Origin of the sequence: Pseudomonas sp. K5002 (assembly GCF_013386655.1) — a bacterium.
Taxonomy (GTDB): Bacteria; Pseudomonadota; Gammaproteobacteria; order Pseudomonadales; family Pseudomonadaceae; genus Aquipseudomonas.
Genome location: NZ_JACARK010000765.1, coordinates 1 through 10,719, shown reverse-complemented (window position 1 = coordinate 10,719; position 10,719 = coordinate 1). Strand labels below are relative to the sequence as shown.

11 protein-coding genes and 1 pseudogene are annotated in these 10,719 nt (G+C 61.3%); 5 read left to right on the top strand and 7 right to left on the bottom strand.

Going from position 1 to position 10,719, the window contains the following annotated elements; genetic code table 11:
* Nucleotides 1-50: 50 nt before the first annotated feature.
* Nucleotides 51-470: a DUF2069 domain-containing protein gene (locus tag HX846_RS28065; RefSeq protein ID WP_087692782.1), complete on the top strand. Its 420-nt coding sequence runs from the start codon at nt 51-53 to the stop codon at nt 468-470.
* A 107-nt stretch (nt 471-577) separates the two neighbouring features.
* On the opposite strand, the gene HX846_RS28060 is transcribed toward HX846_RS28065, so the two are convergent.
* Both HX846_RS28060 and ttcA read right to left on the bottom strand, forming a co-directional pair.
* On the bottom strand, nt 578-1,249 hold the full coding sequence (locus tag HX846_RS28060; protein WP_004371396.1) for a DNA-3-methyladenine glycosylase I: 672 nt from the start codon (nt 1,247-1,249) through the stop codon (nt 578-580).
* Between the two features lie 67 nt (nt 1,250-1,316).
* The gene (ttcA, locus tag HX846_RS28055) at nt 1,317-2,141 is read right to left on the bottom strand and encodes a tRNA 2-thiocytidine(32) synthetase TtcA (protein ID WP_008435321.1); all 825 of its coding nucleotides are present in this window, start codon (nt 2,139-2,141) and stop codon (nt 1,317-1,319) included.
* A gap of 362 nt (nt 2,142-2,503) precedes the next feature.
* Here ttcA and HX846_RS28050 point away from each other — a divergent pair, with 362 nt between their 5' ends.
* Nucleotides 2,504-3,106: a Yip1 family protein gene (locus tag HX846_RS28050; protein ID WP_004371402.1), complete on the top strand. Its 603-nt coding sequence runs from the start codon at nt 2,504-2,506 to the stop codon at nt 3,104-3,106.
* A gap of 128 nt (nt 3,107-3,234) precedes the next feature.
* Nucleotides 3,235-3,729 carry a SprT family zinc-dependent metalloprotease gene (locus HX846_RS28045; RefSeq protein ID WP_102370295.1) on the top strand — a complete coding sequence of 165 codons (495 nt, stop codon included), beginning with the start codon at nt 3,235-3,237 and terminating at the stop codon, nt 3,727-3,729.
* A 123-nt stretch (nt 3,730-3,852) separates the two neighbouring features.
* Here the strand turns inward: HX846_RS28045 and HX846_RS28040 are convergent, their stop codons facing one another.
* Together HX846_RS28040 and HX846_RS28035 are read right to left on the bottom strand one after the other, a co-directional pair.
* On the bottom strand, nt 3,853-5,034 hold the full coding sequence (locus HX846_RS28040) for a CaiB/BaiF CoA-transferase family protein (protein ID WP_102369712.1): 1,182 nt from the start codon (nt 5,032-5,034) through the stop codon (nt 3,853-3,855).
* Between the two features lie 149 nt (nt 5,035-5,183).
* Nucleotides 5,184-6,518: a dicarboxylate/amino acid:cation symporter gene (locus HX846_RS28035; protein ID WP_008435307.1), complete on the bottom strand. Its 1,335-nt coding sequence runs from the start codon at nt 6,516-6,518 to the stop codon at nt 5,184-5,186.
* A 337-nt stretch (nt 6,519-6,855) separates the two neighbouring features.
* Here HX846_RS28035 and HX846_RS28030 point away from each other — a divergent pair, with 337 nt between their 5' ends.
* On the top strand, nt 6,856-7,854 hold the full coding sequence (locus HX846_RS28030) for an AraC family transcriptional regulator (protein ID WP_087692785.1): 999 nt from the start codon (nt 6,856-6,858) through the stop codon (nt 7,852-7,854).
* A gap of 120 nt (nt 7,855-7,974) precedes the next feature.
* On the opposite strand, the gene HX846_RS28025 is transcribed toward HX846_RS28030, so the two are convergent.
* From HX846_RS28025 to HX846_RS28015, 3 genes are read right to left on the bottom strand one after another with little or no spacing between them, the layout of a single operon-like run.
* Nucleotides 7,975-9,321, bottom strand: a complete 1,347-nt coding sequence (locus HX846_RS28025) for an ATP-binding protein (RefSeq protein ID WP_023659245.1) — start codon at nt 9,319-9,321, stop codon at nt 7,975-7,977.
* Nucleotides 9,318-9,995: a response regulator transcription factor gene (locus tag HX846_RS28020; protein ID WP_003214228.1), complete on the bottom strand. Its 678-nt coding sequence runs from the start codon at nt 9,993-9,995 to the stop codon at nt 9,318-9,320. Before HX846_RS28020 ends, HX846_RS28025 begins: the two co-directional genes overlap by 4 nt.
* Nucleotides 9,996-10,013: 18 nt before the next feature.
* Nucleotides 10,014-10,322 (bottom strand): hypothetical protein, encoded by a 309-nt coding sequence (locus HX846_RS28015; protein ID WP_003214230.1) that lies wholly within the window; start codon nt 10,320-10,322, stop codon nt 10,014-10,016.
* Nucleotides 10,323-10,502: 180 nt separating this feature from the next.
* Here HX846_RS28015 and HX846_RS28010 point away from each other — a divergent pair.
* Nucleotides 10,503-10,719, top strand: a pseudogene (locus HX846_RS28010) (4'-phosphopantetheinyl transferase); the annotation flags it as partial.

Genomic DNA, 10,719 nt, shown 5'->3' with positions numbered 1-10,719 from the left:
CGCCCTCGGCCTGCGCCTGGCGAAGACCGCTGCGCTACTGGAGAACGGCCGTGGCCAGGAAGCCTAAGCTACTGCCGCCCCAGGCCTGGCTGGAGCCACGGGTCAAGGCGATGCGGGCGTTGAGCCTGCTGGCGTTCCTGGGATTGGTGGGGCTGCTGTGTGCCTACTACCTGGCGTTCGCCGATCTGCATGGCGCGCGGCCGTGGGTGATTCTGCTGATCGAGTTGGTGCCGCTGCTGTTGCTGGCGCCGGGGATGATCCTGGGCAGCGCGCGCGGGCATTCATGGATGTGCTTTGTGGTGAACCTGTATTTCATCAAGGGCGCGCTGGCGGCCTATGACCCGAATCGGCAGTGGTTTGGTGTGCTCGAGATGCTGGCGAGCCTGGCGGTGTTCTGCACGGCGTTGATGTATGTGCGGTACCGGCATCAGCTAAATCGGCGGTTGGCGGGGGAAGGATTGCCTGTCTGATGCTTTTGTAGTGCCTGACCTGCCGCTATCGCAGGCAAGCCAGCTCCCACAGAGGAATGCATTCCAAGTGTGGGAGCTGGCTTGCCTGCGATGGCATCAACCCGGTATCAATGATTCACGGTGTAAGCCAGCATCATCGACAACTGGCACATCGGCCGCCCGCTCTCGGCATGCCACTGGTTGAATGCGCCCTGCACCGTGGCCAGGTCCCGCAGGCTGGTGGGCACCTTGTCGACGATCTTCTGCGCATTCAGCGCCGCCACCACGTCATAGCTCGGCACGAACGTGTCCTTGCCCACCATCCGTAAAAAGCGTGGCGCCGACAGCCCGCCCAACTGGTGGCCGTGCTTGCTCAGGTACTTCCACAGGCCGACGATATCGGTCACCGGCCAGTCGGCAATAAACCCGCCGAAGCTGCCTTTTTCCTTCTCGATATCCAGAATCATCTGCGCATTGCGCGGCACGCTCTTGAGCTTGCCCAGGTGACGGATGATGCGCGTGTCCTGCATCAGCCGCTCCAGGTGCTCGGCGCCCATGAGTACGACTTTTTCCGGGTCAAACCCAAAGAACACCTGCTCGAAGGCCGGCCACTTGGCGTCCACCACGCTGTGCTTCAGGCCGGCACGAAACACCCGCAGCGACAGGGTCGACAGGTAGCGGTCATCGCTGATCTTGCGCAGTTTCGCCGGGGTCAGGGGCACAGGCAGGTGGGCTTCCAGCTCGGCCGCCGAACCAAACCGGTTCAGACAATATTCGTGCAGCCACTTGTAATCGCGCATGCCCTCTCCTAAGGATTGAAATGAAAACGGCGCCCAGGAGCGCCGTCTGTCAGAGCGGTGAAAACACTCAGAGGTTCACTACGTTGACGAAGCGCGACGCCGCACTTTCGTCGATACGCAGGCTGGTGAAGTCGAACAGGTTACGGTCGGCCAACTGCGACGGCTGCACGTTCTGCAAGCTGCGGAAGATGCTGTCGACGCGGCCCGGGGTCTTGCGGTCCCAATCCTGGAGCATGTCCTTGACCACCTGGCGCTGCAGGTTTTCCTGGGAGCCGCAGAGGTTGCACGGGATGATCGGGAATTGCTTGAGGTCGGAGTAGGCCTGGATGTCCTTCTCATGGCAGTACGCCAGTGGGCGGATCACCACGTTGCGCCCGTCATCGGCCCGCAGCTTGGGCGGCATGGCCTTGAGGCTGCCGTTGAAGAACATGTTGAGGAAGAAGGTTTCGACGATGTCATCGCGGTGATGACCGAGGGCCATCTTGGTCGCGCCGATTTCGTCGGCAAACGTATAGAGCGTGCCACGGCGCAGGCGCGAGCACAGCGAGCAGGTGGTCTTGCCTTCCGGGACCAGCTCCTTGACCACCGAATAGGTGTCTTTCTCGACGATGTGGTACTCGATCCCCAATTCCTTGAGGTAGGCCGGCAGTACATGCTCGGGAAAACCCGGCTGCTTCTGGTCCATGTTCACGGCAACGATGTCGAACTTGATCGGCGCGACCTTTTGCAGGTGCATCAGCACGTCGAGCATGGTGTAGCTGTCCTTGCCGCCGGACAGGCAGACCATGACCTTGTCGCCCTCTTCGATCATATTGAAATCGGCGACTGCCTCGCCGGCCAGGCGACGCAGGCGTTTTTGCAGTTTGTTCTGGTTGACCGTAAGAGTGCCCATGGCGCTTGGATCCGCGAAAGGTGTGTGACGAAAAGCCGGGTATTTTACCGGGATGGACGACCGAGTTCCAATGTGGGAGCGGGCTTGCTCGCGAACGCGAAGTGTCATTCGCCAGGTGTTTAGCTGACCCACCGCATTCGCGAGCAAGCCCGCTCCCACAGTTGACCGCATTCCAATCAACAGACCCCGCCGCGATTAAGCCCAATGTTTACAGCGCAATTTGCTCTAAAGCCCCACACTTTTTCCGGTCATCACTTCCTATACTGCGACATAAGGTCGCACATATATCCAGACCTTTCAGGCCTATTGGCCCGTGGGCGCTCCGCTGGGGGGCGATGGTAATAACGACAGGAGTGACTGGCATGATCCATCACGTCGTGGGACTTTTCACCCACCCCGATCAGGAATGGCGGGAAATTCGTGGCGATAAAGAAGAAAGCATCGGCCACATGTACCTCACCCACACGCTGATTCTCGCGGCCATCCCCGCTGTCTCAGCCTTTATCGGTACCACTCAGGTGGGTTGGGTTATCGGCAGCCGCGCCCCGGTGATGCTGACGGTGGAAAGCGCGTTGTGGATGACCCTCATGTCCTACGCGGCGATGCTCGGCGGCGTGGCGGTGATGGGCGCGTTCATTCACTGGATGGCCCGCACCTATGACGCCAACCCCAGCATGGCGCGCTGCGTGGCGTTTGCCACCTACACCGCGACACCGCTGTTTATCGGCGGGCTGGCGGCGCTGTACCCGCATATGTGGCTGGGCATGGTGGTGGGCACGGCGGCCATTTGCTACACGGTGTATCTGCTGTACGTGGGGCTGCCGACCTTCATGAACATCCACCCGGACGAGGGCTTCCTGTTTTCCAGCTCGGTACTGGCGGTAGGCCTGGTGGTGCTGGTGGCGATCATGGCCTTTACCGTGATCGTCTGGGGGCTGGGCGTAGGCCCGATCTACACCAACTGACGCGGTTTACCCGCAGGAAAAGCCACCGCAAGGTGGCTTTGTGCGTTATGCATGACCATTCGGCGCCTGACAGATTCGGATACACCCTTGTTTGCGGCATACTGGACGTCTCTGGAGATATGTACAGCATGCCCGAGCAACTCAATACCCGCGTCGAAGATTGTTTCCTGCAAGCCGAATCCTTTTTCAAACGAAGCTTCAAACGCCCCCAGGTCAGCCTCAAGCTGCGGGGCCAGAAGGCCGGTGTCGCGCATTTGCACGAGAACCTGCTGCGCTTCAACCCGCAGCTCTACCGTGAAAACAGCCAACACTTCCTTAAACAGACAGTCGCCCATGAAGTGGCCCACCTGATTGCCCACCAATTGTTCGGCGAGCGCATCCAGCCCCATGGCGAGGAATGGCAGTTGATCATGCGTGGGGTTTACGAACTGCCGCCGGACCGCTGCCACACCTATGAAATCCAGCGGCGGCGCGTCACGCGGTATATCTACCGCTGTCCGTGTGCCGACAGTGACTTCCCGTTTTCGCCCCAGCGTCACGGGTTGGTGGCCCAGGGGCGGCGGTATTTGTGCCGCAGGTGTCGGCAGACTTTGGTGTTTACCGGGGAAACCCGCGTCGAGTGAGGTTTGTGGTGCTTGTATGGCCCTCTTCGCGAGCAAGCCCGCTCCCACATTTGATCGCATTCCAACGATGGAACTCGGTTGAATGTGGGAGCGGGCTTGCTCGCGAAGGGGCCGGCCCAGGCGCTACTGAATCACCTTGGCACGCCGCAAATCATCTATCTGCTGAGCACTGAATCCCAACTCCGCCAACACCTCATCGCTGTGAGCGCCCAATGCCGCCCCGATATGCCTGGCCGCCGGCAAGCCCTCGGAAAACTTCAGCGGGCAGGCCATTTGCGCCTGGCTGGAACCATCGCCCCGCGGCACCTGGCTGACCAGCTCCCGGGCTTTCAACTGCGGGTGTTCAACGGCCTCGCTCAGATTCAGCACCGGCTCGACACACGCATCAATCCCGGCAAACAGCTCACACAGCTCATCAAAGCTGCGTTTCTCGAACTCGACCTGCAGCGCCAGCTTGAGGGCTTTCTGCTGCTCGGGTTTGGGCGATAGGCCCATTGCCGCCAATTCAGGGCAGCCAAGCGCCGTACACAACTGCTGCATAAACGCCGGCTCCAGACTGCCCACCGACAACCAGCGTCCTTCCCGCGATCGGTAATAGTCATAGAAACTGCCGCCATTGAGCACCTGGTTCTCCCATGCCGGCTCCACGCCGCACGCCAGGTAACCGGCACCGGCCATGGCATTCAGGCTGAAGGCGCAGTCGGTCATGCTCACGTCCAGGTATTGCCCCACCCCACTGTGCTGCCGGGCAATCACCGCCGCCAGCAAACCGATCACCGCGTGCAACGAGCCGCCCCCCACATCCGCCAACTGCACACCCAAGGGCAACGGCCCGCTGTCCTGGCGCCCGGTGTAGCTGGCAATGCCTGCCAGGGCCAGATAATTGATGTCATGGCCGGCGCGATCCTTGTAGGGGCCGGTCTGGCCGTAGCCGGTGATGGAGACGTAGATCAGCTTTGGGTTGATCGCCTTCAACGCCTCGTAACCCAGGCCCAGGCGCTCCATGACCCCGGGACGGAATTGCTCGAGGACGATGTCGTAGTCCGCCACCAGTTGCCGCACGATCGCCACCGCCTCGGCCTGTTTGAGGTCCAGGGCCAGGCTGCGTTTGTTGCGGTTCAGATAGGCATGGCTGGCCGACACGCCCTGGTCATGGGGCGGCAGTACTCGCAGCAGGTCCATCCGTGTGGGGGATTCGATGCGCAACACCTCGGCGCCCATGTCGGCCAGCAGCAACGAGGCGAACGGCCCCGGCAGCAAGGTGGAGAAATCCAGTACTTTGAGGGACGCCAAGGGACCTGACATGCGGACTCCGATTCCGATTCGATTGGCCACAGAGTAGGCAAACCCGGCGGTCGGCGGCAATCACATAAACCATCATCCGAAGTGACTGATGCTTCCCGAAGGCATAAAAAAACCCATCCGAAGATGGGTTTTTCACAAACGCTGCAGCCTTACTTGACGGCGGTTGGAGCCGGGCCTTCGGCCACGCCCAGGTCGTCTTCTTCACGGGTGTCGGAGATACCGCGACCACCGGAAGCCAGTTCGACTTTCAGCTTGTCTTCGTCCAGTTCCTTGACCCACTTGGCCACAACCAGGGTTGCAACAGCGTTGCCAACCAGGTTGGTCAGTGCGCGGGCTTCGGACATGAAGCGGTCGATACCCAGGATCAGCGCCAGGCCGGCAACCGGCAGGTGGCCAACAGCCGACAGGGTAGCGGCCAGTACGATGAAGCCACTACCGGTCACGCCAGCAGCGCCCTTGGACGACAGCAGCAGTACCAGCAACAGGGTGATCTGGTGGGTGATGTCCATGTGGGTGTCAGTCGCCTGGGCGATGAACACGGCAGCCATGGTCAGGTAGATCGAAGTACCGTCCAGGTTGAAGGAGTAGCCAGTCGGGATAACCAGGCCGACTACCGACTTCTTGGCGCCCAGGCGTTCCATCTTGATCAGCATGCGTGGCAGTGCGGATTCGGACGAGGAAGTACCCAGTACGATCAGCAGTTCTTCACGGATGTAGCGGATCAGTTTCAGGACGCTGAAGCCGTGTGCGCGGCAGATGGCGCCCAATACCAGCACCACGAACAGGATGCAGGTGATGTAGAAGCAGATCATCAGCTGACCGAGCTGCACCAGCGAACCTACGCCGTAGGCACCGATGGTGAACGCCATGGCGCCCAGGGCACCGAGTGGCGCGAGCTTCATGATCATGTTGATGATGTTGAACATCACGTGGGCGAAACGATCGATGAAGTCCAGCACCGGCTTGCCGTAGGCACCCAGGCGGTGCAGGGCGAAACCGAAGATCACCGAGAACATCAGCACTTGCAGGATGTCACCGGTAGCGAACGCGCCAACGATGGTGTTCGGGATCACGTTCAGCAGGAAGCCAACGATGCTCTGGTCGGCACCGGCAGTCACGTAGGCCGCGACTTTGGAGGCGTCCAGGGTAGCCACGTCGATATGCATGCCGGCGCCCGGTTGCACGACGTTGACCACGACCAGGCCGATCAGCAGGGCGATGGTGGAGACGATTTCGAAGTACAGCAGCGCGTAGCCGCCGGTCTTGCCGACCGATTTCATGCTTTGCATGCCAGCGATGCCGCTGACAACGGTGCAGAAGATGATCGGGGCGATGACCATTTTGATCAGCTTGATGAAGCCGTCACCCAGTGGCTTGAGGGCCACGCCGGTCTGCGGGTAGAAGTGACCGAGCAAAATACCGATAACGATTGCAACGATCACCTGGAAATACAGGGATTTGTACAGTGGCTGACGAGTCGTCATTGCAAAGTTCCTCAATCGTCCCGTGTGGCAAATATCCGCCATTGCCCACGACACTTGAATTGCGAACCCTCCTGCACTGGAGGGATTTGTTGTTTGAGAGCCTGCTCGAGGCGGTCTCCCTGCGCTCTGTATCGCAAGCGTCGTGCCACTTCTGCTGAAACTCCCTGAAGGCCTTTAGACATCAGCGCTCGGGCGATTTCCAGCTTAAGGTTATGCCTACAGACAGTGGCGGATTTCCGCCTGCTCACCTGATCTCGTCCTACAATTTGGCGGATATCCGCCTTGTTGCACCCGCCCGGGGTGGCTAACATCCGCCACTCAATGGACGAGGCCCCTCATGCGTGAACGAACCATCGCCAGTCACTACGCCCGAGCCGCTCTCGGCGGTGCTCGCCGGGCCGGCTACGATTATTCGGGCCTGCTGCAGCAGGTCGGCATCACTGCGGAACTGCTGAGCGAGCCCCGCGCCCGCATCGCCCCCGAGCAATTCACCCAGTTGTTGCAAATGCTGTGGCTGGCGCTGGATGACGAATACCTGGGCTTCGCCGAAGGCCCGAGCAAGCGCGGCACCTTCGCTATGATGTGCCACGCGCTGATTCACTGCCGCACCCTGGAGAAGGCTCTGGAACGCGGCTTATTATTTTATAGCCTATTCCCGCAGGGTCCGCGCTGGCGTCTGACACGTGAAGGGGAAATGGCCCGCCTGAGCCTGGACGATTCGCAACTCTGGGACCCGGATCACTTCCTCAGCGAATGCCTGCTGGTGATCTGGCACCGCCTCGGCAGTTGGCTGATTGGCCAGCGCATCCGCCTGCACCAGGCCACCTTCAGCTACCCGACGCCGCCCCACGCCGGTGAGTACGACTTGCTGTTCCCCTGCCCACAGGTATTCGCGGCGCCCACCAGCAGCCTGGTGTTCCCCAGCCGCTACCTGAGCCTGCCGTTGTTGCAGGACGAGCGCACCCTCAAGCATTTCCTCGAACGCTCCCCGGCCGACCTGCTGTCGCGGCCGGATGAAGGCGACAGCCTGAGCAGCCAGTTGCGCCGCCTATTGAGCCGCGACCGCACGCCCTGGCCCGACCTCGAAGCCGTCGCCCAGCACCTGCATATCAGCCCGCAGACCCTGCGTCGGCATTTGCGGGAGGAAGGCACCAGCTTTCAGGCGCTCAAGGATGAGTTGCGCCGGGACATTGCGATCTATCATTTGGGGCGGGCGGATTTGTCGTTGCAGGAGATCGCCGAGCAGCTGGGGTTTTCCGAACCGTCGGCGTTTCATCGGGCGTTCAAGAAGTGGACCGGGTTGACGCCGGGGGCCTATAGAGCACAAGAGAGTTAGATAAGCGTTGCCAGTACCCGCCTCATCGCGGGCAAGCCCGGCTCCCACAGTTTGATTTGTGAACACAGTCACAATGTGGGAGCTGGCTTGCCTGCGATGAGGCCGGTGCAGCCATAAAGATCACACGGCCGGGAAGTGGATCTTGAACGCAGCCCCACCCAGCGGTGAATCCCCAAGGGTCAGCCGGGCGCCATAGCTTTCAATGATGTCCTTGACCACCGCCAGGCCAATCCCCTGCCCCGGATGCTGGCGGTCGAGCCGCTCGCCCCGCTGCAGGATGCGCGCACGCTGGTCCGGCGGTACGCCGGGGCCATCGTCTTCGATGCACAACTCGGTGCCCTCCAGGCTTTCCTGCAAGGTGATGCGCACTTCGCTCAGGCACAGGCGATAGGCGTTCTCCAGCAGGTTGCCGAGCAGTTCCAGCAAGGCGCCCTTCTCGATCGGCACGTCGCATTCGTCCGGCAATTCAAAGGCGACCTTCACGCCCTTATCGCGATAAACCTTGTCCAGCGTGTCGCACAGGCTTTGCAGCACCGGCTCCAGCCGCACCTGGTGGCGCACCAGGCCGCTTTTACGCAGGCTGGCACGCTGCAATTGGTAGCTGATCTGCTGGCTCATGCGTTCGATCTGCGATTGCAGTACCCAGGCCTGGTCCCGATCTTCGGGCCGCTGGGCCATGTCTTCACTCACGCCTTGCAACACCGCCAACGGGGTTTTCAGGCTGTGGGCCAGGTCATCCAGGGAATCGCGGTAACGGGTGCGTTGCTCCCGCTCGCTGTGGAGCAACCGGTTCAGGGAGCCGGTCAGGCGCAGCAGCTCGCGCGGGTGTTGCTCGCTGAGGCTTTCCCGGGTACCGCCTTCGATTTCATCCAGTTCCTGGCTCAGCCGGCGCAGCGCCTGCAGGCCCCAGGTCAGGCCCAGCCACAACAGGGTCAGCAGCACCAGCAAGGCGGCGCCGAAGCCCAGGTAGAGGTTTTCCCGCAGGCCTTCGAGGGTCAGTTGGTATTCGCGCACCGGTTGCAGGGCGACAATACTGAACGCCGCGCTCTTGCCGCCCAGCAGCTTGACCTCGACGTCATAGACAAAAAATTCCTGGCCGTTGGCCTCGCGGATCCGCGCAAATTCGTTGCCGCGCCCGTCATAGCGCGGCTTGTAGTTGATGTTCTCTTCCTGTGTGGCGCGCGACCGCCAGACCAGATGGCCTTCGCGGTCATAGATGTAGCCCAGCAGGCGGCTGTCGGTGAGGTTGAAACGCTCGTCCGGCAGCTGCGCGGGCATCAGCAGGCGATTGTTTTCAACCCGGGCAGCCGAAATCAGCGTCGTGACATCCGACGCCAGGCGCTGCTCGATGGAGTCCTGCAGGGCCAGGCTGAAGGCGCCCTGCATGGCCGGCAACAAGGCCAGCATAAACAGCACGGCCAGGATGGTGGCCGCGAGCATCAAACGTACACGTAGCGAGCGAATCAACGGCAGCGCTCATTGAACAGGTAGCCCAGGCCACGCACGGTGTCGATCGGTTTGAAACCCGCCGGGCCTTCCAGCTTGCGGCGCAGGCGGCCCACCAGCACTTCGATTACGTTCGGATCACGCTCGTCGTCATCGGGGTAGAGCTGTTCCATCAGGCGGTCCTTGGCGACCACTTGCTGGTGATGCCGCATCAGGTATTCGAGGATGCGGTATTCGTAGGCGGTCAGCGCCAGTGGCTGTTCGTCGAGGGACGCCTGCTTGCGATTGAGGTCCAGCAGCAACGGCCCGGCGACGATGGTGGATTGGGTGAATCCGCTGGAGCGGCGCAACAGTGCGTTCATCCGCGCTTCCAGCTCTTCGAACTGGAACGGCTTGACCACGTAGTCGTCGGCACCTGCTGCCAGGCCTTCAACCTTGTCCTGCCAGTTGCCACGGGCGGTCAGGATCAGGATCGGGAAGGTCTTGGCCTGGGCGCGCAATTGGCGGATCAGGTCCAGGCCGCCCATGCCGGGCAGGCCCAAATCGATGATCGCCAGGTCGTGGTTGAATTGCCCGGTCTGGTACAGCGCCTCTTCGGCATTGGCGACGGCCTCGACCACGTGACCGCTGTCGGTAAGGCGGGTCAACAGGTGATGGCGCAGCAACGCCTCATCTTCGACAACCAGCAATTTCATAAAGCTCTCCAAGGCAAATCAACTTTCCAACTGGGGTATATCATAGCGGCCCTGCAGGTCTTGCTGGCGCAATTTACTGCCGTTGAAGTGACCTGACAGGTTTTCGTTGCCCACGCGATAGTCTGACTGCGGGGTGTGCTGGCCCAGGGACTGGCCCCATGGAGCTGCCTGTTCACCGGCATCCTCAAAGCTCACCCGCTGGAGAAGGCTGTAGGGTTTTTTGCTCTTCTCCTTGGAGAAACCCGCGAAACTCGAATCAGAGGCCTGGACGCCAGCGGTGGCGCTGAGCATGGTTAAGGCCAACATCAGCTTCTTGATCGCAGTCATGGTGCTACCTCATACGCTTGGGCTTTGGGTACGGGGCCAGACTACGCAGACGCCCCTGAACTCCCCCTGAACACTCTCTGAACCTGGGCTGAACCGAGGCCGGCTACTGTGTAAAGAGTTATTTACGTATCCCCGGCCGCAGGCTATCCAGCGGCCCTGCAACTCGGCAAAATACCCGGCATGAATTCCCTACCCGCCTGCTGCACCCCACTTGACGCCCATTGGCCGTTGCCCGATGCCTTGCCCGGCACGGTCTTGCTGAGCACCCGTTTTGACCCGGCCCTGCTGGCCATCGGCGATTTCCAGCGCAGCGCCGTGCCGCCACCCGCGAGCATCCAGCGTTCGGTGGCCAAGCGGCAGGCGGAGTTCCTGGCCGGTCGCCTGTGCGCCCGCGCGG

Bases quoted from the DNA above. Each gene is read 5' to 3' on its own strand.
- HX846_RS28060 (WP_004371396.1), bottom strand. From the start codon at position 1,249: ATGCGCGATTACAAGTGGCTGCACGAATATTGTCTGAACCGGTTTGGT.
- ttcA (WP_008435321.1), bottom strand. From the start codon at position 2,141: ATGGGCACTCTTACGGTCAACCAGAACAAACTGCAAAAACGCCTGCGT.
- HX846_RS28050 (WP_004371402.1), top strand. From the start codon at position 2,504: ATGATCCATCACGTCGTGGGACTTTTCACCCACCCCGATCAGGAATGG.
- HX846_RS28045 (WP_102370295.1), top strand. From the start codon at position 3,235: ATGCCCGAGCAACTCAATACCCGCGTCGAAGATTGTTTCCTGCAAGCC.
- HX846_RS28040 (WP_102369712.1), bottom strand. From the start codon at position 5,034: ATGTCAGGTCCCTTGGCGTCCCTCAAAGTACTGGATTTCTCCACCTTG.
- HX846_RS28035 (WP_008435307.1), bottom strand. From the start codon at position 6,518: ATGACGACTCGTCAGCCACTGTACAAATCCCTGTATTTCCAGGTGATC.
- HX846_RS28030 (WP_087692785.1), top strand. From the start codon at position 6,856: ATGCGTGAACGAACCATCGCCAGTCACTACGCCCGAGCCGCTCTCGGC.
- HX846_RS28020 (WP_003214228.1), bottom strand. From the start codon at position 9,995: ATGAAATTGCTGGTTGTCGAAGATGAGGCGTTGCTGCGCCATCACCTG.
- HX846_RS28015 (WP_003214230.1), bottom strand. From the start codon at position 10,322: ATGACTGCGATCAAGAAGCTGATGTTGGCCTTAACCATGCTCAGCGCC.